Source organism: Bifidobacterium sp. M0399 (genome assembly GCF_016100595.1).
Classification (GTDB): domain Bacteria; phylum Actinomycetota; class Actinomycetes; order Actinomycetales; family Bifidobacteriaceae; genus Bombiscardovia; species Bombiscardovia polysaccharolytica.
Genome location: NZ_JACFSD010000001.1, coordinates 408810 through 429029, shown reverse-complemented (window position 1 = coordinate 429029; position 20220 = coordinate 408810). Strand labels below are relative to the sequence as shown.

Annotated in this window: 19 protein-coding genes and 1 tRNA gene; 1 reads left to right on the top strand and 19 read right to left on the bottom strand. The window is 60.8% G+C overall.

The window, feature by feature from the left end; all coding sequences use genetic code 11:
- Positions 1-13: 13 nt before the first annotated feature.
- From H3V09_RS01540 to glyA, 12 genes are all read right to left on the bottom strand, one after another.
- Entirely contained in the window at positions 14-1099 is a 1086-nt protein-coding gene (locus tag H3V09_RS01540; RefSeq protein WP_198190701.1) for a glycerol dehydrogenase, read from the bottom strand.
- A 128-nt stretch (positions 1100-1227) separates the two neighbouring features.
- On the bottom strand, positions 1228-2157 hold the full coding sequence (locus H3V09_RS01535; RefSeq protein WP_198190700.1) for a hypothetical protein: 930 nt from the start codon (positions 2155-2157) through the stop codon (positions 1228-1230).
- A 95-nt stretch (positions 2158-2252) separates the two neighbouring features.
- On the bottom strand, positions 2253-2993 hold the full coding sequence (locus H3V09_RS01530; RefSeq protein ID WP_046322827.1) for a histidine phosphatase family protein: 741 nt from the start codon (positions 2991-2993) through the stop codon (positions 2253-2255).
- Positions 2986-3462, bottom strand: coding sequence for a ribosome silencing factor (gene rsfS / locus H3V09_RS01525; protein ID WP_046322826.1), 477 nt, complete (start codon positions 3460-3462; stop codon positions 2986-2988). The genes H3V09_RS01530 and rsfS overlap by 8 nt, the downstream gene beginning before the upstream one ends.
- 41 nt (positions 3463-3503) lie before the next feature.
- On the bottom strand, positions 3504-4880 hold the full coding sequence (glmU, locus tag H3V09_RS01520; protein ID WP_255297787.1) for a bifunctional UDP-N-acetylglucosamine diphosphorylase/glucosamine-1-phosphate N-acetyltransferase GlmU: 1377 nt from the start codon (positions 4878-4880) through the stop codon (positions 3504-3506).
- Between the two features lie 14 nt (positions 4881-4894).
- Complete coding sequence (locus tag H3V09_RS01515; RefSeq protein ID WP_015021717.1) at positions 4895-5692, bottom strand: HAD-IIA family hydrolase; 798 nt, start codon at positions 5690-5692, stop codon at positions 4895-4897.
- 67 nt (positions 5693-5759) lie between these two features.
- A tRNA-Gln gene (locus H3V09_RS01510) sits at positions 5760-5830 on the bottom strand.
- 82 nt (positions 5831-5912) lie between these two features.
- Positions 5913-6929 carry a ribose-phosphate diphosphokinase gene (locus H3V09_RS01505; protein ID WP_029678934.1) on the bottom strand — a complete coding sequence of 339 codons (1017 nt, stop codon included), beginning with the start codon at positions 6927-6929 and terminating at the stop codon, positions 5913-5915.
- Positions 6930-7032: 103 nt separating this feature from the next.
- Positions 7033-7713, bottom strand: a complete 681-nt coding sequence (gene nadD / locus H3V09_RS01500; protein ID WP_110425156.1) for a nicotinate-nucleotide adenylyltransferase — start codon at positions 7711-7713, stop codon at positions 7033-7035.
- Between the two features lie 5 nt (positions 7714-7718).
- Positions 7719-8276, bottom strand: coding sequence for a hypothetical protein (locus H3V09_RS01495; protein WP_046323738.1), 558 nt, complete (start codon positions 8274-8276; stop codon positions 7719-7721).
- On the bottom strand, positions 8273-9586 hold the full coding sequence (locus tag H3V09_RS01490) for a glutamate-5-semialdehyde dehydrogenase (RefSeq protein ID WP_415873501.1): 1314 nt from the start codon (positions 9584-9586) through the stop codon (positions 8273-8275). The genes H3V09_RS01495 and H3V09_RS01490 overlap by 4 nt, the downstream gene beginning before the upstream one ends.
- A 119-nt stretch (positions 9587-9705) precedes the next feature.
- Positions 9706-11013, bottom strand: a complete 1308-nt coding sequence (gene glyA / locus H3V09_RS01485) for a serine hydroxymethyltransferase (protein WP_110417070.1) — start codon at positions 11011-11013, stop codon at positions 9706-9708.
- A 202-nt stretch (positions 11014-11215) separates the two neighbouring features.
- On the opposite strand from glyA, the gene thrC reads away from it, so the two are divergent.
- A complete protein-coding gene (gene thrC / locus H3V09_RS01480; RefSeq protein ID WP_198191108.1) occupies positions 11216-12697 on the top strand; it encodes a threonine synthase in 1482 nt (493 codons plus the stop codon).
- 63 nt (positions 12698-12760) lie between these two features.
- Here the strand turns inward: thrC and H3V09_RS01475 are convergent, their stop codons facing one another.
- The 7 genes from H3V09_RS01475 to H3V09_RS01445 form a co-directional block, all read right to left on the bottom strand.
- A complete protein-coding gene (locus H3V09_RS01475) occupies positions 12761-13483 on the bottom strand; it encodes an ABC-2 transporter permease (protein WP_198190698.1) in 723 nt (240 codons plus the stop codon).
- Entirely contained in the window at positions 13480-14436 is a 957-nt protein-coding gene (locus H3V09_RS01470) for an ABC transporter ATP-binding protein (protein WP_408610683.1), read from the bottom strand. Before H3V09_RS01470 ends, H3V09_RS01475 begins: the two co-directional genes overlap by 4 nt.
- Before the next feature lie 22 nt (positions 14437-14458).
- Positions 14459-14866 (bottom strand): GntR family transcriptional regulator, encoded by a 408-nt coding sequence (locus H3V09_RS01465; RefSeq protein WP_198190696.1) that lies wholly within the window; start codon positions 14864-14866, stop codon positions 14459-14461.
- A gap of 442 nt (positions 14867-15308) precedes the next feature.
- A complete protein-coding gene (locus H3V09_RS01460) occupies positions 15309-17081 on the bottom strand; it encodes a DNA repair protein RecN (protein ID WP_198190695.1) in 1773 nt (590 codons plus the stop codon).
- The gene (locus tag H3V09_RS01455; RefSeq protein ID WP_198190694.1) at positions 17081-18019 is read right to left on the bottom strand and encodes an NAD kinase; all 939 of its coding nucleotides are present in this window, start codon (positions 18017-18019) and stop codon (positions 17081-17083) included. Before H3V09_RS01455 ends, H3V09_RS01460 begins: the two co-directional genes overlap by 1 nt.
- Positions 18020-18089: 70 nt before the next feature.
- On the bottom strand, positions 18090-19403 hold the full coding sequence (gene clpX, locus H3V09_RS01450; protein ID WP_198190693.1) for an ATP-dependent Clp protease ATP-binding subunit ClpX: 1314 nt from the start codon (positions 19401-19403) through the stop codon (positions 18090-18092).
- A gap of 144 nt (positions 19404-19547) precedes the next feature.
- Positions 19548-20216, bottom strand: a complete 669-nt coding sequence (locus H3V09_RS01445; RefSeq protein WP_015021704.1) for an ATP-dependent Clp protease proteolytic subunit — start codon at positions 20214-20216, stop codon at positions 19548-19550.
- Between the last annotated feature and the right edge of the window lie 4 nt (positions 20217-20220).

Here is a 20220-nt window from a genome sequence, read left to right as displayed (position 1 = left end):
AGAGCAAGAGGACTCAGAGTTGCTTGCCCAGCTGATCGGCTGCGCGCAGGGCGTGAGCCACATCGGTGGGAGTCACCCCGAAGGGCATGTTGCCCATGGTCTCGTCGGGACCGCAGGCATGCTCGCCGACCTTGAGCAGATCCTCCTCGCTGGCCTGGCCGATGCCGATCTGCTCCAGGGAGGTGGGCAGACCCACGCTGCGGAAGAAGTCATAGACCCCGCGGGTCTCCTCCAGAGGCCGATCCTCAAGGACCAACTGGGCCAGGGTGCCGAAGGCCACCTTTTCGCCGTGCAGCATGGAGTGGGTGCCCTCCAGGGCGGTCATCCCGTCATGAATGGCGTGGGCTGCAGCCAGGCCAGAGCTCTCGAAGCCCAGACCGCTCAGCAGCGTATTGGCCTCGATGATCTTCTCCAGCGCAGCTGTGCGCACACCGGCCTTGGCAGCGGCCACGGCCTTGACCCCATCTTCCAGCAGGGTATCGCGGCAGAGACGGGCCAAGGCAAAGGCGGCCATGGTGGCGTGGCCTCCGGTCATGGTCACGGCGTTCGACTGCACGCAGGCGGCGGCCTCGTAGTAAGTAGCGAAGGCATCGCCCAGCCCTGATACCAGGAAGCGCACCGGAGCCTTGGCGATGACGTCGGTATCCATCAGGACCACGTTGGGGTTGGCAGGCAGGGGCAGATAACGGTCAAAGACACCCTCAGGCGTATAGAGCACGGACAGCCTTGAGCAAGGCGCATCCGAGGAGGCTGCCGTGGGCACAATCATGACCGGCAGATGGGCGAAGTGAGCCACAGCCTTGGCGGTATCCAAGGTCTTGCCGCCGCCGATGCCGATCACCGCGTCACTGCCGCCCAAATGGGCACGATGACGGTCGATCTCCTCCATGGAGCACTCGCCGCCGAATTTCATCAGTTCGTAGGGGATCCCATCGTGCTCAAAGGAGGCGACAATGTCGTCGTGGTAGAGCCCGTCGATGACCGGATCGACGATCAGATGGGCGCCCTTGGTGCCCAGAGCCGCATATTCTCCGGCCAGCTTTCCCATGGCGCCCTCCTGCTGAACATAGGAGCCTGGAGAGCACAGAACCTTGCGCATATACACACCTTTCTCATTGCTGATCCCACCTTCAGGACCGGGACCTTCGAGACGGGCCTCTTGGACCGTCCAAAAGTGACCCTAGTCACATTACATGATGGAATGGGTGTGCCGCGCCGGGTCGTTCGTCAGTTGTGAGGCGAGGGACTGGTCGTTGTCATCGGTGACGACTGTGGTGTTGAAGTCGTGCTTGAGGGACTGGGTGTGGAGCTGGTCGCGTCGGCAGACGGCGAAGGCGAGCTCGTAGGGTTGCCTCCATGCTGCTGACTTTGCCCGGATCCCTGTTCGTTGCCCTGGTTCTGATTCGTTCCTGAAGGTTGATTTTGAGGGGCACTCGGGGTCGACTGATATTCGGGCTCCTCTGTCCGCTGCACCGGTTTGGAGGGGGTCTCTTCATCCTGGTTGGGGGTTACCACCTGGCTGGTCGGTGGGCTGACCACGTTGCGAACCACCTTGTCGGTGCCTTCGCCCTTGGTCAGAGCATTGATGGCCAGGGCGGACAGCAGTACGGCCACCAGGGCGCTGACCACAGAGACAATGATGACGTTGCGCCGGCGCTGATCCAGCTTCTTCTTACTGGTTGCTGCAATGGAGGCCGTATGGGTTCGTGGTCCATTGCTTGACGAAATGGTTCTGCCGGTCTTGGCTGCCGACTCTTCGTCACCGACCGTAGGCATGACCTGGGTGGACCCATCTACCGGGGCCATTACCTGGGTCGATCCGTCGGCAATATTGCTTGAATCGTTTGGATGACCCTTTCCCTGGGCCGGCAACGCCGTGGTCTGTCCATCGGCGGCTAAATCGGCACTCGATTCAGTTCTGGAATCGTCATCATCCTTGTCGGCACTACCGCCCACGGACTCCTGAAGCTTCTGGCCAGAGGCTTCCAAAACATTCTTGTAGATCTGCGAGGCCACAGCAGAGACGATGGAACCGATGGCTACGCCGATGATGGATCCCGCCACGCCGATCTTGGCGGCCAGCCAGAAGGAGGTCATGGCTGCAAGAGCGCCGGCGATGATCTGCGCCCAGGAAATGTCATGAAAGAACTGCTTCACTCCGACCCCTTTTGATCCAACGGCTGGTTGCTGCGCTCTTATGGTAGCTGGTGGTCATGGCGATAGTGTGATGGTGGGCCGATCGCCCAAAAACCTCAGTCGGTCTGGACCAGCCCCCTGGGATTGTCCCAGTCACCCCGCATGGCGATGGCTGGTCCACGATTGTAATCAATCATGGACCATCGCAGGCCACCGTCTGGCAGGTCTCGTGGCATCAATCGCGCCCAGTGGGCGTTCCGCATGGTGACCAGGCCCAGGTATTCGGGATACGCAGTGGCCATGCCCAGCAGAGCCTGAAGGGTCTCGGCAATAAAGGACCCATGGGAGAAGACCATGAGATCCGTGTCCGGACCAGCCCGGTGAATCCATCGATTCAGGGTTTCCAGGCCTCGTTTGCCCACCTGGGCCTTGGTCTCGGCACCGTGGAGCAGCTCTCCCCCGGCGCCCCGGGACCAGGATTCGTAATCCTCAGGCCAGCGTTGACGAACCTCCTCAGCACTGGCTCCCTCCCACTCGCCAAAGCTGCGTTCACGCAGCCCGCGATCAAGATGGACCGGCTGATCCAATGGATCGGCGAAGGCATGAGCAGTGGCAGCAGCCCGGCCCAGATCAGAGGAAACCACCAGCAGGTGACGGTCTTGGGGTGCGCCGTCCACATATTCAGCCCGCAACTCCTCGCCGGTCCTCTCCACCTGCCAGCGGCCTACGCTGTTGAGAGGAATGTCAATCTGGCCCTGCATCCTGTGCCCTGCATTGTATGAGGTCTGCCCATGGCGGACCACAGTCATGGAGCGCACATGCCGGCTATCTTTGGCGGTGGTATCTGTGTCAGTCATGGCTTTCCTGAGGATCAGCGAAACGGCTGCGCAGATCATCCTCATTCAGATCATCCGCCTTGGAGGCCAGCTGGCCGTCCGGGTCATCATCGGCAAGGGTGAAGGGATGCTCCAGCTGCAGGTCCACCTGGGGGCAGTCCTTCCAGAGCCGTTCCAGGTCGTAGTAGGCTCGGGCCTGTTTGTGCATGATGTGGATGACGAAGTCACCGTAGTCCAGCAGAACCCACTGAGCCTCCTGGACGCCTTCCCGAGAGCGCGGGTCCAGATTCTTTTGCAGATGAAGCTGCTTCTCCACCTCCTCGGCGATGGCCAGAACCTGACGTTCGTTGCTACCGGTGGCCACCATGAAGATGTCGGTGATGGCAATGGGTTGGGAGACGTCGAAGGCCACGATATCCATGGCCTTGACATCGTTGGCAGCCCGAGCGGCCACCCGGACCGCGTCGATGGATTCCTGCAATGCTGGCACTTGTCACGCCTTTCCTCGTTGTGAAGCAGATGCTGTCATGGTTACCGTTCCCAGGCGGGCTTCCAGTCCGGAACCTGATGCTGGTCATTAGTGGAATAAACCATGGCCCCGTCTTCCACCGGATGGCGGATGACCGAACCGGCTCCGGTCGTGACTCCGTCGCCCACCTGGACCGGAGCTACGAAGAGATTCCCTGCGCCCACGTGCACTTCCGACCCAATCTCGGTCCGGTTCTTATGCACGCCATCGTAGTTGGCCGTGATGGATCCGCCACCCACGTTGCTGTCGTGGCCTATGTGCGCATCCCCTACATAGGAAAGATGGGGAACCTTGGTCCCGTGGTCAATGGTGGCCTTCTTCATCTCGACGAAGGCCCCGGCCTTGGTGTCCTCGGCAAGGATGTTGCCAGCCCTTAGATAGGTCCAGGGGCCGATGTTGGCCCGGGCTCCAATCCGGGTCTCCTGCACGCGGGAGCGCTCAACCTTGGCCTGCGGCTCCACGATCGCATCGATCAGGGTGGTATATGGGCCGATGACGGCATCCGAGGCGATCTCGGTATGACCCTGCAGGAAGCAGCCGGGAAGAATGACGGCATCCCGCTGGATGACCACGTCGTCCTCAATCCAGGTGGTGGATGGGTCCAGGATGGTCACCCCCTGGCGCATGAACTCCTGGCAGACCCGCAGGTTATGGGCCTTAGCCAGATCGGCCAACTGAATCCTGTCGTTGACCCCTTCAACCTTGAGCGGATCAGGAGCGGCGAAGGCCCCGACCCTGCCCAGGCGACGAGCAGTCTCCAAGGCATCGGTCAGATAGAACTCCCCCTGGGCGTTGCTGTCGTCCAGGCCGCGGACTGCCTGTCGGAGCAGGTCAGCCTCGAAGACGTAAACAGAGGTGTTGACTTCCTTGACGGCCAGCTCGGTGCCGGTGGCATCCCGCTGTTCGACGATGCGCAGAACCCGTCCATCCTGGTCACGAATGATGCGACCGTATCCGGTGGGATCGTCCAGATTTACTGTCAGCACGGTGGCGCCGTCGCCGGAGCTGACATGATAGTCGAGCAGACGATGCAACGTGTCTGCGTCCAACAGGGGCATGTCGGAGGCGACGATCAGCACCTGACCGTCGTGTCGAAGTTCTCCATCCAGCTGATCCACGGCGCACTGGACCGCGCGTCCCGTACCCGGTCGGCTGTCCTGACGCACGATGCGCACCTGCGAATCGTAAGAGCGTGCAGCCTGCGCCACCAGGTCGGCCTGATGATGAACTACCACAGCCGTCAGCTCGGGATTCAGAGCAGTCACCGAAGTCATGACCCGCTGCAAGAAAGTCTTGCCGGCCAGGGTGTGCAGAACCTTGGGATGGGCCGAGCGCATACGAGTGCCCTCGCCTGCAGCCAGAATGATGCCAGCGGTCAGCGTCTGCCCGCCGCTCAAAACTCCACCACCCCGCTCTCGGCGATGTCGATCAGATCCTGAATGGAGTCCACCACCTGGTCAGGGCGGTAGGGGAAGGTTTCCACCTCAGATCGTGTAGTGATGCCTGTCAGCACCAGGAAGGTGTTCAGGCCAGCCTCAACTCCGGCCACCACATCAGTATCCATACGGTCGCCAATCATGGCCGTGGTCTCGGAGTGGCCACCCACCCTGTTTAGAGCCGTGCGGAACATAATGGGATTGGGCTTGCCCACAAAGTAGGGCTCCCGGTTGGTGGCCTTGGTCACCAGAGCTGCGACGGCTCCCGCCGCAGGCAGGACACCGTTCTCGCTGGGGCCTGTGGCGTCCGGGTTGGTGCAGATGAAACGGGCCCCGCCCAGAATCAAGCGGATAGCTGTGGTGATGGACTCAAAGGAGTAGGTTCGGGTCTCGCCCAGAATCACATAGTCCGGGTTGATATCGGAAAGAATGAACCCGGCCTCGTGCAAGGCTGTGGTCAGCCCGGCCTCACCAATCACATAGGCCGATCCCCGCGGCATAGTCCGAGACACGAAGTCGGCTGTAGCCAAGGCTGAGGTCCAGATCCGGTCTTCAGGCACATCGATACCCGAACGACCAAGGCGGGCCGAAAGGTCGCGAGGGGTGTAGATGGGATTGTTGGTCAGCACCAGATACTGGCGGTTATTGCGCTTGAGGGTGTCGATGAATTCGGCAGCGCCGGGCAGGGCCGTGTTCTCGTGCACCAGCACGCCGTCCATGTCGGTGAGCCAGGTTTCGATCTTCTTGACTGCCAAGACAGTTCCTTTCGGTTGGTCACCGACCCCAAGGAGGCCGTCTCCGACCGGAATCGGCGAGCGTAAGCTCCCCCACCTGGATTCGAACCAAGACTAAGGGTTCCAAAGACCCGTGTGCTGCCTTTACACCATGGGGGAAAGACGGAGCCCTTCAGGCCCCGCCAGGTTCATTATGCCACAGCCGGACGATTACGCCACGCCATGCCAGGCAGGCAAGGCTTTAAGCGAAGAGGAAGCCCTGACCATGATGAGCTGGATACGTGTCGAAGAGGCGGGCCACCGAGCCGTCCTCGAAGACCGCCTTGATGGCCGAGGCCAGCAGGGGGGCGATGGACAGAACGGTCAGGCCATCCCAGCGCTTCTCCTGGGGAATGGGAACCGTATCGGTCAGAATGACCTCCTTGGCCTTGCAGGACTTGAGCCGCTCCACGGCGGGTCCGGACATGACGCCATGGGTGGCCACGATAGTGATGGAGTTGGCCCCAGCCTCATCCAGCACGTTGCAGGCCTCGGCAATGGTGCCACCAGTGTCGATCAGGTCGTCCACCAGCACGCAGTCCAGGCCGCGCACGTCGCCCACCACCCGGTGAGCCACAGCCTTGTTGGGCTGGGTGATGTCACGGGTCTTGTGGATGAAGGCCAGGGGCACACCTCCCAGACGCTGGGCCCACTGCTCGGCCACCCGGATGCGGCCCGCATCGGGAGAGACCACGGCCACCTTGGACAGATCCATCCGGTCGCGCACATAGTCCACCAACACGGGCATGGCAATCAGGTGATCCACAGGCCCGTCGAAGAAGCCCTGGGACTGGGCAGCGTGCAGGTCGACTGACATGATTCGGTCAGCACCGGCGGCCTTGAGCAGGTCGAACATGAGTCGGCAGGAGATGGGCTCGCGGCCCAGATGCTTCTTGTCCTGACGGGAGTAGCCCAAGAGTGGGCAGACAGCGGTGATGGACCGCGCCGAGGCCCTTTTGAGGGCGTCGATCATGATCAGCTGCTCCATGATGGACTTGTTGACCGGGTCGGAATGGGTCTGCAAAACGAAGACATCGGCTCCACGCACCGACTCCGTATAACGCACATACATCTCGCCGTTGGCAAAGTCGTATGCTGTCGTCTCCAAGACGTCAATGCCGAGTTGATCGGCCACGTCCGCCGCGAGTCTGGGATGGGTCCGGCCTGTGACAAGTATGAGATTTTTTCCTGGTCTGCCTTTGAGTATCGCGCTCACCATATCTCCAAACGTTGTTTTCGCTGAAGCGGACAGCCTCCATAATAATGGCGCGCGCTGACACAGCAGGGCAGTCCGTGTTGGCGAGTCCGACGGTACGCGAAGTTCAGGAAGCCGAGCGGTAGAGCCCGTGCTTGTTGATGTACTGCACCACCCCGTCCGGGACCAGATACCAGACCGGCATGCCTCGGGCCGAACGACGCCGCACGTCCGTGGACGAGATGGACAGGGCCGGAATCTCCAGGGTATCCACCCGCTGGGCAGGCACCTGAAGATCTCGCAGACTGGATGAGTAGCCAGGTCGGGAGACGGCCACGAACTTGGCCAGATCCCACATCCGGTTGGCATCCTTCCAGCGCATGATCTCGGCCACTGCATCCGCTCCGGTGATGAAGAAGAGATCGCTATCGGGGCGCATCCGCTTGATGTCGCGCAGGGTGTCCACGGTGTAAGTGATGCCAGGACGCTCAATATCCACCCGGGAAACCGTGAACTTGGGGTTGGAGGCCGTGGCGATCACGGTCATCAGATAGCGGTCCTCGGCATTGGTCACCGTCTTGTTCAGTTTGAAGGCCGGGCGGCCGGTGGGCACAAAGATAACCTCATCCAGGTCATAGACCCAGGCCACCTCCGAGGCAGCCACCAAGTGGCCATTATGGATGGGATCGAAGGTGCCGCCCATGATCCCCACCCGGGGTCGACGGTTATGGTGGTCAGGCCTACAGGCTCCGTCAATATCTGATGGCTCCTGCCCAGACTCCCCCTCCTTGGACAGTTCAGACATCATCCGGTTCACGCCTGCTCGCCCTCCCGTCTGGCTTCCGAGGCGTTCTCCTCGTTTTCGGACTCGGCCTCCTGGCGCATTTGCTCGGCGCTGGGGTTGACCCTGTCGGGATCGATCCGCTCCATATCGGCATTCCACTCTTCCTGAACCACACGGCGGATCTCGGAATAGGTGGGCAGGGGAAAGCCTGGCTGGTAGGCTCGACGGACCTGGGCCACGCATCCAGTGATGGCTACCAATGAATCGGACAGATCAGCGATGCGCCCCTCCTGCTCCTGCTTGCGGAAGACAGGCACCCGTTCCTCCATGACGGTGATGTCATGCCTGACCTTGTTGAGCTGGTCCTGGTCCAGGTCATACACGTCATCGGCATGTTCGTCGGGCCAGCCAATCAGGACCGCATCGGCGTACTCCAGGCAGGAGCGCTGATCTGCATCCGGGATGCCGTCCTCGATTTGGACCAGAAATACGTACCGCAACAGGCTTAGCCGCTCTGAAGCCACCCTCAGCCAGATGCGCGGATTGTCGTGCTCGCGTTGGAAGAGCTCTTCGATCTTCTCGTTCACGGCCGCACCTGCCCCCTGCCGTAGCCGATCCATTTGGTGGTGGTCAGTTCCTGCAGACCCATGGGTCCTCGGGCATGCAGCTTCTGGGTGGAGATGCCCAGCTCGGCACCCATGCCGAACATGCCTCCATCGGTGAATCGCGTTGAGGCGTTGACCATGATCACAGCTGAATCCACCCGACGGGAGAACTCTTCAACAGCCTCATAATCCCGGGCCAGGATGGCCTCGGTATGGCCGGTGGAGTGACGGTTGATGTGCTCGATGGCCTGGTCAAGGGAGTCCACCACGCGCACTCCCATTTTCAAATCCAGATACTCACGGTCCCAGTCGGCTTCCTCAGCGCGGACCAGCAGTTCTTCAGGCAGACCATGCCCGGCCAGGATGTCCATGGAGACCGCGTCCAGGTGCAACTCGACCTGGGCCTGGGTCAGCGCTTGCGCCACACGTGGCAGGAACTCAGCGGCCACATCCCTGTGGACGATCAGTTTTTCAGCGGCGTTGCAGACGCCCACCCTCTGGGTCTTGGCGTTGACGATGATGGGAATGGCCTGATCCATATCCACCGAGCGATCCACATAAATATGGACATTGCCAGCCCCGGTCTCGATGGTGGGCACGGTGGCCTGCTCTATTACGCTGCGGATCAGCCCTCGGCCACCTCTGGGCACTAGCAGATCAATATGACCGCGTGCCTTCATCAGAGCCTGGGCCCCCTCGCGACCGTATCTGTCTACGGAAGCTACCAGCGCCGGATCCAATCCCTGCTCACGAAGTACCCCGCCTATCAGCTCCACCAGGGCGTGATTGGTGCGTTCAGCCGCGTGACCCCCTCGCAGAAGGGCCGCATTGCCAGACTTGAGGCAGAGGGCCACCACATCGATGGTGACATTGGGTCGGGCCTCATAAATCATGGCCACCACGCCCAAGGGAACCCGCACCTGATTGAGCCGCATGCCGTTGGGCATGTCATGGCCGCGAACCACCTCGCCCAGGGGATCGGTCAGCCCGGCCACCATGCGCACGCCGCTGGCGGCATCCGCGATACGAACCTTGTCCAAGCGCAGACGATCGATCAGACCGGCGCTCATTCCTTCTTCAAAAGCCTGCGTGCAGTCCTGCTCGTTGACTGCTGCAATCTGATCGGCCTGGTCGATCAGTGCATCGGCCAGGGCCAGCAAGAGAGCGTTCCTGGTCTGGCCGGTCATGCCTGCCAGACCTGCTTGTGCAACAGCCGCTGCATCGGCCATGGCACAGACCCGATCGAACACACCCTGACGATTGGAGTTCTCGTTTTCACTCATGTTCGTCAGATCCTTTCGCCCTCGCGGGTCAGCCAGACCCATATTCTGTACCGATTGTAACCCTCAATGAGGGCAATGACGACAGGAGGAGGGAGGGCATTGCTGCACCTCCCTCCTCCAAGGGCCAATCAGTGGGTCTGGTCCAGCTCAGGATAGAGCGGGAAGGCCTCAACCAGCCGGTCTACCCGGGCCTTGAGAGCATCCAGATCCGCCTGGGGGCCCTGGGCCAGCGCAGTGCCGATCACGTCGGCCACCTCCTCGTACTGAGCAGGGCCGAATCCGCGAGTAGCCAAGGCGGAGGTTCCGATGCGCAGACCGGAGGCCACAGAGGCCGGTCGAGGATCGAAAGGCACTGTATTGCGGTTGACGGTGATGCCGATCTTGGCCAACAGGTCCTCCCCCTGGCGGCCGTCCATCTCGCTGTTGCGCAGATCCACCATGACCAGGTGGACATCCGTACCTCCAGTGAGCACGGTGATGCCGTTGTCGGCCACGTCCTTGGCCATCAGGCGTTCAGCCAAGATCTTCGCACCCTCCAGGGTGCGCTCCATGCGTTCCTTGAATTCAGGCGTTCCTGCCAGCTTGAAGGCCACAGCCTTGGCGGCGATCACATGCATAAGCGGGCCGCCCTGGTTACCGGGGAAGACCGAGGAGTTGAGCTTCTTGGCATATTCCTGACGGGCCAGGATGAAGCCGGAGCGGGGTCCGCCCAGGGTCTTGTGAGCTGTGGAGGAGACCACATCAGCATAGGGCACCGGGCTGGGATGCAGGCCGGCTGCCACCATACCCGCGAAGTGGGCCATATCCACCCAGAACTTGGCACCCACTTCGTCGGCGATTTCCTTCATGGCTGCGAAGTCCTCAATACGCGGATAGGCGCTCCATCCGCCGATAATCAGGGCTGGATGGGTTTCCAGGGCCCGCTGGCGGATGATCTCGGGCTCGATGCGGAAGGTCTTCGGATCAACCCCGTAGGATTCGGCATGGTAAAAACGTCCGGAGAAGTTGATCTTCATACCGTGGGTCAGATGGCCGCCATGATCCAGGGCCAGGCCCAGCACTGTGTCGCCGGGCTTGATCAGGGCCTGATAGACGGCGGCGTTGGCCTGTGCGCCCGAATGAGGCTGGACATTGGCGTACTCGGCACCGAACAGAGCCTTGGCGCGGTCCCGGGCCAGGTTCTCGACCTGGTCCACCCACTCGCAACCACCGTAGTAGCGTCTGCCAGGATAGCCCTCGGCATACTTGTTGGTCAGTACGGATCCCTGAGCCTGCAAGACGGCCTTGGGCACGAAGTTCTCTGAGGCGATCATCTCCAGACCACCGCGTTGGCGCTCCAACTCTCCATCCAGCAGTGCAGCGATCTCCGGATCCACCTGCGAGATCGAAGAGTTCAGGACATCGTAGGATTGCTGTACCGGGTTCTCTTCGACCATGGGCCACTCCTTTGTCTATAAGGTCCAGCCACGGATACAGGGCTGGTGGGCAATACTGTACGCCATGCCAACCCCTGGCAGGCCGTGGTGTCCATAGACGGTTTCCTCCGCGAGCCGAGCAAGGCCATGGTTCGGACTCCCGTACGGGGTAGAATGCCCTGGTAATGATCTGTTCGGCGACATGGCGGAGGGGCAGGCAACCATGAGCACATACCACAGCACCCGAGGCGGCAAGGAGCAACTGCAGTCCAAGCAGGCCATAAGACGAGGCCTGGCTCCTGACGGCGGACTCTATGTCAGCGATGAACTGGACACTGAGACCATCGAACCTGCCTCGGTTGCCGGTCTGGAATACAAGGGCACAGCCAAACTGGTCCTTTCGAGACTGCTAAGTGATTACTCTTCCACTCAGCTGGACTCCTGCCTGGACGCAGCCTACGGAGAACAGTGGTCCGATACGGCAATCACCCCTCTGGTGGACCTGGGCGGTAACGACTTCGTACTGGAGCTCTTCCGCGGGCCCACTTCGGCTTTCAAGGACGTGGCCCTGCAGCTTCTGCCAAGACTGATGGCGCTGGCCGGAGACGATGATGAGCGAATCATGGTGCTTACAGCCACCTCCGGAGACACAGGCAAGGCGGCGCTGGCCGGGTTCGCAGACGCGCCGGGCACGGGCATCACCGTCTTCTATCCTCAGGGCAAGGTCAGTCAGATCCAACGCCTGCAGATGGTCACTCAGGAGGGCGGCAACCTGCAGGTCTGCGCGGTTCGGGGCAATTTCGACGATGCCCAGTCCGCAGTCAAATCCATCTTCGCCGACGCTGATCTGGCTCAGGAGCTGGACAAGAAGGCCTCAACCGTTCTCTCATCGGCCAACTCCATCAATGTGGGCCGCCTGGCACCACAGGTCGTCTATTACTTCCGGGCCTACGGGTCCCTGATGGAACGGGGGGTGATAGGACCTGGGGATCCGGTCGAATTCTGCGTGCCCACCGGCAACTTCGGCGATGTGCTGGCCGGATACTATGCCAAGATGATGGGCCTTCCGGTGGCCCGTCTGACCGTGGCCTCGGACCGCAACCGGGTCCTCAACGACTTCCTGACCACAGGTGTCTATGACCGCAACCGTCCCTTCTACACCACCACCTCCCCCAGCATGGACATCCTGATTTCCTCCAACCTGGAACGGATGCTCTATTACATGGCCGACGGCGACACCAAACTGATTGCCTCGCTTATGGCCGATTTGGAGTCCACGGGACGCTACCAGGTGCCTGAGGCCTTGATGACCAGAATCCGCGGGCTTTTCTCCTGTGGCTGGGCCGACGAGGACCAGGTGGCCTCAGCCATCAGCGACTGCTGGGAGGACCGGGGATACCTGATCGATCCGCACACGGCCTGCGGCTACCAGGTCATGACCGGCCAGACCGACAGGAATCCTGCCGTACCCCGGGTGCTGCTTTCCACAGCAAGCCCCTACAAGTTCCCTAGGGTGGTCTGCCAGTCCCTGGGCCTGGAGACACCGGAAAGTGACTTCGACTGCATGGACATCCTGGCCGAGGCCACCGACACCAGGCCCCCCAAGGCTCTGCGCGCCCTGGAAAACGCACCTGTGCGCTTCCAGGACTGCATCGATCCCGGGGACATGTCCGACTACGTCCGCCGTGCGGTCATGCGGTCCTGAAGCTTGACCCAGGACTGCGAGGACAAAGGTCACCGTAATCATTGCCAGATTGAAAGTCTGACATCAATCAATCTCCCCGCGTGCGTAGACCCTGCTGGAAACGCCTGCTGAGACCAGGTTCGCCAACAGGACTATGGCCAGACCAAGGGTTACAGGTTTCCACAGGTCCCTCGTAAGAAAACGCCCCAGCTTGGTCATGAGGGTTCCCCAGTCCATTGGTAGCCACGCCAAGACAATACCGACTAGGGCAATAAGAGCGAAAAGCACCAACAGGGCCCTTAAGGCTTTTACCGGCTCAAGCCAGTAGAAAAGTGGGGCAGCCAAGGCAAAAAGCAGCATTTCCAACACGAAGATAGCCAAGGTAAACAGGGTCGCAGCCTGCCAAGGATCCGAACCCTTCCAAGGCTGACCTCCAGCTATCCGCAAATAGATCGCGAGACTGCAGCATTGAGCCAGGACCAGTAGCATAACAGCCGAATAGCGTCCCAGCACCTGATGATCACGCGAAATAGGCACAATGCCATTCAGACGCGCTGCTGAAGAGGAAAATTCAATGAATAATTGAATTTGCATGGCAGCAGCACCTGCAACGCAGAAACCTGTGACCAATCCACTTACCAAGTCTATATTTCCGTCCTGGTTGTGGCCGGTTACGACCAGAACGCCCTTCAGGACGACTCCTGCCAGTGGTGCAGCAATGAGGAGCAGCACACCCGGCCAATAACCGCCGGTGCCTCCGCTGCAACGTTGCATGTCCAACCTGATCTGCTTGGCTATCGCCTTCATGACTCCACCTCCTTATTTTTGTCGGCCGCAGCAGGTGAGCCCGCGGTCAGTCTGATGATGTTGTCAAAGTCGGCCCGCTCCACCAGGTAGCGGCCCTCTGAAAGCTCCACGGCTGCAGGGGAAGCCGATGCCAGAAAATCCTTCACGTGTTCAGTGGGCACCAGGGCCTCGAAACCGATGGCGGAACGCTGCAGGCCCATCAGATGCGGCATTTGCGCTCTAGCCAGATCGTCCGGTCCCCCTCTCACAACCTGAAAAGCCTCCAGCAGTTCATCCTTGGGGCCAGTGTAGAAAATCGATCCCCGATTGATATAGGTAACGAAGTCAGCCACCCGTTCAAGATCTGCGGTGATGTGAGTGGAGAAAAGCACCGAGTGACGACCGTCACCGATGTAGTCCAGCAGAATATCCATGAGCTCGTCTCTGGACAGGACATCCAGGCCGCTGGTGGGTTCATCCAGAATCAAGAGCCTTGCATCGTGACTGAGGGCAACGGCCAGCATCAGCTTCATCTGCATGCCACGGGAAAGCTTGCCGATTCTGCGGTTTTCTTGCAGACCGAACCGATGCAGATAATCCTGATAGCGATCACTGTTCCAGGAGGGATACATGGGTGCCATCACTGGCTCGACGGCCTTGACCTTCCATGTCTCTAGGAAATAAATGGAATCGAAGACCACACCCAGGTCTGCTTTGACCTCCTCCTCCTGGCTCAAGGGATCACGGCCCAGAATACTGATTTCTCCGTTGTCTCGGCGGATCATATTCAGCAAGAGCCGGATCAGGGTGGATTTGCCTGCGCCGTTGGGGCCTATCAATCCCATGATGTAGCCCATGGGCAGGTCCATGGTGACCTGGTGCAGGCGGAAACCCGTGCCGTCAGCCTTGACGTAGCTTTTCCCCAGGTCGCTGACGCGCAGGGCATAGTCGACCTCTTCACCAGAAGTTGTCATCGGCGGTGATGCACGCATACTGCTATTCCTTTCCTTGTTCGGACGCGGGTGCAGAAACCCTGTTGCCAAGCAGGCCGTCGAGCAGGCCGCGAATCCGGTCCGGCTCCATGCCGGCCCGACGAGCCGTGTCGACCGCCTCGCCCAGCAGGGACTGCACACGGTCCTCCAGATGCTGCCGCATGACCTTGTCTCCGCTGTCGGTCACGAAGGTCCCCTTGCCTTGGATGTTTTCTACCAAACCCTCTTGAGCGAGTTCGGTATAGGCGCGGGTCACGGTCAGCACGGACACCCTGAGCTCCTGCGAGAGATGTCGCAGGGAAGGCAGCCCCTCCCCCGCTTGCAGGTCTCCGGTCAGGATGGCCGAACGTATCTGGTCCTCGATCTGCCGATAAATCGGCTGTCCGGACAGGGATGAGATGATCAGCTTCATCCAAGCCCCTTTCATTGATAGTCGGCACGACCCTGGCTGAGCTGTGCCGGTGTTCATGTATACACTATAACAGTTTGGCCATGAAGACAAGCCTGTCGCTGATCTTCTGTCTACGTGATTCAAGATTCGATAGAAACGGTCTGTAGTGCTGATCTGCTGGCCAATCACGGGTAAAGGCAAACGGCCATCAGAATCGGGTCGCCGCAACATTACTCAAGCCAAGGACGGACACGGTGTACTCAACGAAAAATCCAACATGATCGTACCGCACGGCCACCAACAGCCGAATGAGTACAGTCAAAGCATCAAAATGAAAAGCAACGGAATGACGGATGTCGAGCATGCAGTGGCAAGGCCGCAAAAGGCAGCGATGTCGCCAAGACTTGTCAAAGTCACTAAATTGACGAACGTTGGCACGACAAAGCGTAGACGGCAACCAGACCTATCGGGCCTGGAGCCTGCTGGAGGTCAGAAGCTCCCGAGCGTGCTTCAGGGAGGTCGTAGACTCGCTGCCAGCCAGCATCCGGGCGATCTCCCGCTCTCTGTCTTCGCCCTCTACCTGGCGGACCAGGGTCTCTACAGCATCGCCACCTTCACGTCCTTTGGCCACGACGAACTGTCGATCGGCCCAGGAAGCCACCTGCGGCAGGTGGGTGACCACAATCACCTGGGCGGTGACAGCCAATCGGGCCAGACGATGACCCAGCTCCACGGCAGCCCGACCGCCGACACCAGCGTCCACTTCGTCGAAGATGAAGGTCATCGTTGGGTCGCCAACCTGGGAATCAAGGCTAGCTTGCCCATGACCAGAACCGTCAGGCCCCGATGAAATCCGGCTTTCGGCGGCCACCAGCTCCAGGGCCAGCATGAGCCTGCTGAGTTCGCCGCCCGAGGCGCTCTTACCCATGGGCAGAAGGTCCGAACCGGGATATGGCCTGAAGAGAAAGTCGATCTGGTCCAGACCATGCCCGTCCATGTCCTGGTCCTGGCGTGGCCTGACGCGGATCTCCAGCCCGGCGCCCGACATGGCCAGGGAGTGCAATTCGCCATCGACAAGTTCGCTCAGTCTTCGTGCAGCCTTGCCCCGCGACGCTGACAGTTTCCGTGCCGCTTTCAAGGCGCTCCCGCGAAGCTGCTCAACCTGTCCTTGAAGCTCCTCCAGCTTCTCGGGTGAGGCATCCATGTCTTCAAGCTCAAACGCAGCCTTCTTGCGCCAGGCCAGAACGTCGTCGATATCTGGTCCCCAGCGTCGGGTCAGCTCATCCAAATCGTGAATCCGGGCGTTGATCTTGTCCAGATCGCCCTCCTGGCCTTCGTCATCCAATTGGCTACTCAGGGTGAAGACCAGATCAGACAGATCGGCATTCATCGACCGCAGCCGCTGGGCCGACTCCTGAAAGACCCCCTCCACACCGATGCCTTCCAAAGCGGCAATGGCCCGTTCGACCAGTGCCGTGGCCGATGGTGCGTCAGCATCAGGGTCGATTTGGCCGGAGTCCAAAGCAGACAGCGCAGACATGACTCCCTGACTGATCTGGGCAGCATGCTCAATCCGGTCCCGCTGGGCCTTGAGTTCACGATCCTCCCCGGAATGAGGGCCAACGCGGTCAATCCGGGCAATGGATTCACGAAGATAATCAGCTTGGGCCATCGCGCCGGACTGCTGGTTACGCAGCTCCTCCAGATGGTCCTGAGCCTCTCGGTACTGCCTGAAGGCCTTGGAAAAAGCCTCCAGCTGCGGGCCGTCACCGGCATAGGCATCCAGAAATTCGCGCTGCCGGGCCGGACTGGCCATACGCATCTGATCCGCCTGGCCATGAACAGTGACCAGCATCCCAGCCACCTCCTCCAGCAGGCCACGAGGGGCCGTCCTACCGTTCAGAGCGGCACGGGAACGCCCCTTGACTGGCATGGTTCGGGCCAGGAAGATCTGTCCCTCATCCTCCACGGGCAGGCCAGCCTCGGTTACGGCAGCGGTCACTGGATTCTCGGCTCCTGCCGCTCCAGCATCAAAAATCCCCTGTACCCAGGACTCGCGTGCTCCGGGAGACACCAACTGCGGACGGGCAGCGGACCCTGAGATCAGTCTGATGGCGTTGAGCAGCATGGACTTGCCAGCCCCGGTCTCCCCGGTGATGGCCGTCATGCCAGCAGCAGGGCGTAGCAGGGCATGATGGATGGGACCCAGGTCTCGTACTTCCAGCTCTTCCAACATCAGTGCTCCTTATTGGACTCCGGCAGCTCCCCCTGATCCTGCCCGTTCGCAGCCGCCGAAGGGCGATGCTGCTCCCTCCAGCCGACCACAGGCAGGTCGAACTTGGAGACCAGCCGTCTGGTGAAGGGCACCCCGGACAGCCTGGCCAGCCTCAGGATGTCATGGGACTGTCGCACCACAATACGGGACCGCTTGGGCACTGGCCGCTGACGGCGCCCGTCGTTGCAAATCCAACCGGCCGACTGGGAATCACTCAGGACATCCAGGGTGAATTGCGACTTTGGACCGATGATCAGGGATCGGGCAAAAAGGGCATGGGCAGCAATGGGCACCATCTGCAACGACTGCGCATCCGGCCAGACGATGGGCCCGCCTACCGAAAAGGCATAGGCCGTCGATCCGGTTGGGGTGGCCACAATCATGCCGTCGCAGCCGAAGGAGCTCATCTCCACATCGTCCACTCGGACCGATACCTCGATCATCTTGCCCCGATCATATCGTTCCAGGGTCATGTCGTTGAGGGCCCAGTCGCTCAGTGGTCGATCGGCCCCAGGTATCCACAGGTCCACATGGGCCACCATGCGTTCGTCGATGGAATAGTCATGATCAGCCACCCGACGAATGGCCTCCCCTATCTGGAAGCTCTCGAACTCTGCCAGGAATCCCACATGGCCCAGGTTGACCCCCAAAATGGGCACCTGGGTGCCCTTGACCAGCTCTGCAGCCCGCAGAATGGTCCCATCACCACCCAGAACAATGACAATCTCGGTGTCGTCGGCCACCTTCTGACTGGGGCTGCCGAATTCCGGGGCGGCAATGTTGTCGACGATTGAAACGCGAAACCCGTCCCGGCGCAACTGCTGCTCGACCTCGTCCACCAGGTGGCCGCTTGCCCGGACCCTGCTGTGCGTGACTACGACAGCGCTACGAGCACCCATGGGGCCTCCCTTCCGGCAACAATGATCATCCTATCGGGCCCGGTCAACAGCGGCGCTCATCGTGGCGGGGTCAAGCCAAACGACGACCAGCAGCTGCGGCCACGCCCTGCCCGGTCTCATACCGGGGCGATCCCGTCCCGTCCACGGCATCGGCATCCACCACAACACGGGAGACATCCGTCCTGTCTGGTAGCTCGAACATGGTCGCCTCAAGGGTGTGCTCAATGATTCCTCGCAACCCTCGGGCGCCGACCTTGCGCTCCAGGGCGACGGCCGCAACCCGATCCAAGGCGGCATCCGTGAAGACCAGATCAGCCCCGTCATCCAGGAACATACGCCGGTACTGATCGACCAGGGCATTGTCCGGTTCGGTCAGCACCCTCCGCAACTCATCGGCACCCAGCGGCTCCAAGGTGGAGATGACAGGCAACCGCCCCACAAACTCAGGAAGCAGGCCAAACTGTTCCAGATCCTCGGCCCTGACCTGGCTCATGACCCGGTCGTCGGGCACTCTGTCAGTCCCCTGAGTAGCCGAAAATCCGCTCTCCCGCAGGCCCAGCCGCTGACGAACAATCTCCTCAAGACCGACGAAGGCGCCGCCGCAGATGAAGAGGATATTGGACGTATCCATGATGACCGTGCGGACATCACCATGCCGCCGCGAACCCTGTACCGGCACGCGGGCCTGGGTGCCCTCGATGATCTTGAGAAGGGCCTGCTGGACCCCCTCGCCGGACACGTCCCGGGTGATGGAGGTGTTCTCCCCCGATTTTCTGGCGATCTTGTCGATCTCATCAATGTAGATAATCCCCCGCTGGGCCAGGTCCATGTTGCCGTCGGCAGCCTGGAGCAGCCCCTGCAGGACTGATTCCACGTCCTCGCCTACATACCCCGCCTCGGTCAGGCTGGTGGCATCCACAATGACGAAGGGAACGTTCATGATGGTGGCCAGTGTCCGCGCCAGGTAGGTCTTGCCCACGCCGGTGGGGCCCATAAGCAGGATGTTGGACTTGTCCACCTGGACGCGTGGGACCGCATCCTTGCGTTCAAACGCAGTGTCTGCAGCACGCCCACGGTCGCCCAGGTCCATGTTGACGCGCTTGTAGTGGTTGTAGACCGCCACCGACAGCGTGCGCTTGGCGGCCTCCTGACCGATGACATACCGGTTCAGATAGGCGAATATCTTTGAGGGTGCAGGCAGGGTCACCCGCTGGTCGGCAGCGTCCTTGGCCATGTCCTCCTGAATGATCTGAGCGCATAGACGTATGCATTCGTCGCAGATGGCGCAGGAAGGACCTTTGACCAGGCGGCGCACCTGGTGCTCATCCTTGCCGCAGAATTCGCAGCGATTCAGTCCGTCATTGTAGCTGACCACACGGCCCATGGCTCTCCCTTCCCGGAGAATCCGCAAGGATCGGCGAAATCAAATTTGACTGGCATCGTCTATGATGCCAAAAACATCCGGAGGCCGTGGGTCCCTGGGGCCCGCCGCCATCCGGACGATCAATCATACGCGCAGTCACCGATGCTAATTGCGGTGCTCCAGGACCTCGTCCACCATCCCGTAGTCCTTGGCCTGCTGGGCGGTCAGAATGGTGTCCACCTCGATGTCCTTGCGGATCTTTTCCACATCCTGACCGGTGTGCTTGGCCAGGGTCTCCTCCAGCCAGGTGCGCATGCGCAGCATCTCCTTGGCCTGGATCTCGATCTCGGTGGCCTTGCCGAAGTCCTGCTCCATGGCCGGCTGATGAATCAGCACACGGGCGTTGGGCAGGATCAAGCGCTTGCCCTTGGTGCCTGCCGCCAGGAGAACTGCAGCGGCCGAAGCAGCCTGGCCCAGGCAGACAGTCTGTACATCGGGCTTGATGTACTGCATTGTGTCATAGATGGCGGTCATGGCCGTCATGGATCCCCCCGGCGAGTTGATGTAGATGATCACGTCGCGATTGGGATCCTGGCTCTCCAGAACCAGGAGCTGGGCCATAATGTCGTCCGATGAAGTGTCATCCACCTGGACGCCCATGAAGATGATCCTGTCGTCGAAGAGCCTGGTGTAGGGGTCCTGGCGCTTGTAGCCGTATGGGGTGCGCTCCTCGAACTGCGGCAGCACATAGCGGTCGGTGGGCACAGCGGCCAGGCCGCGAGGGCCTGCCAGTCGACGGGCCCGTGCTACGAATTGCGCTTCTTCAGATGCCATGTGG

Bases quoted from the DNA above. Each gene is read 5' to 3' on its own strand.
- H3V09_RS01460 (WP_198190695.1), bottom strand. From the start codon at position 17,081: ATGTTGGAAGAGCTGGAAGTACGAGACCTGGGTCCCATCCATCATGCC.
- thrC (WP_198191108.1), top strand. From the start codon at position 11,216: ATGAGCACATACCACAGCACCCGAGGCGGCAAGGAGCAACTGCAGTCC.
- H3V09_RS01530 (WP_046322827.1), bottom strand. From the start codon at position 2,993: ATGACTGACACAGATACCACCGCCAAAGATAGCCGGCATGTGCGCTCC.
- nadD (WP_110425156.1), bottom strand. From the start codon at position 7,713: ATGATGTCTGAACTGTCCAAGGAGGGGGAGTCTGGGCAGGAGCCATCA.
- H3V09_RS01475 (WP_198190698.1), bottom strand. From the start codon at position 13,483: ATGAAGGCGATAGCCAAGCAGATCAGGTTGGACATGCAACGTTGCAGC.
- H3V09_RS01465 (WP_198190696.1), bottom strand. From the start codon at position 14,866: ATGAAGCTGATCATCTCATCCCTGTCCGGACAGCCGATTTATCGGCAG.
- H3V09_RS01455 (WP_198190694.1), bottom strand. From the start codon at position 18,019: ATGGGTGCTCGTAGCGCTGTCGTAGTCACGCACAGCAGGGTCCGGGCA.
- H3V09_RS01540 (WP_198190701.1), bottom strand. From the start codon at position 1,099: ATGCGCAAGGTTCTGTGCTCTCCAGGCTCCTATGTTCAGCAGGAGGGC.
- clpX (WP_198190693.1), bottom strand. From the start codon at position 19,403: ATGGGCCGTGTGGTCAGCTACAATGACGGACTGAATCGCTGCGAATTC.
- H3V09_RS01470 (WP_408610683.1), bottom strand. From the start codon at position 14,436: ATGACAACTTCTGGTGAAGAGGTCGACTATGCCCTGCGCGTCAGCGAC.
- glyA (WP_110417070.1), bottom strand. From the start codon at position 11,013: ATGGTCGAAGAGAACCCGGTACAGCAATCCTACGATGTCCTGAACTCT.
- H3V09_RS01505 (WP_029678934.1), bottom strand. From the start codon at position 6,929: ATGGTGAGCGCGATACTCAAAGGCAGACCAGGAAAAAATCTCATACTT.
- H3V09_RS01445 (WP_015021704.1), bottom strand. From the start codon at position 20,216: ATGGCATCTGAAGAAGCGCAATTCGTAGCACGGGCCCGTCGACTGGCA.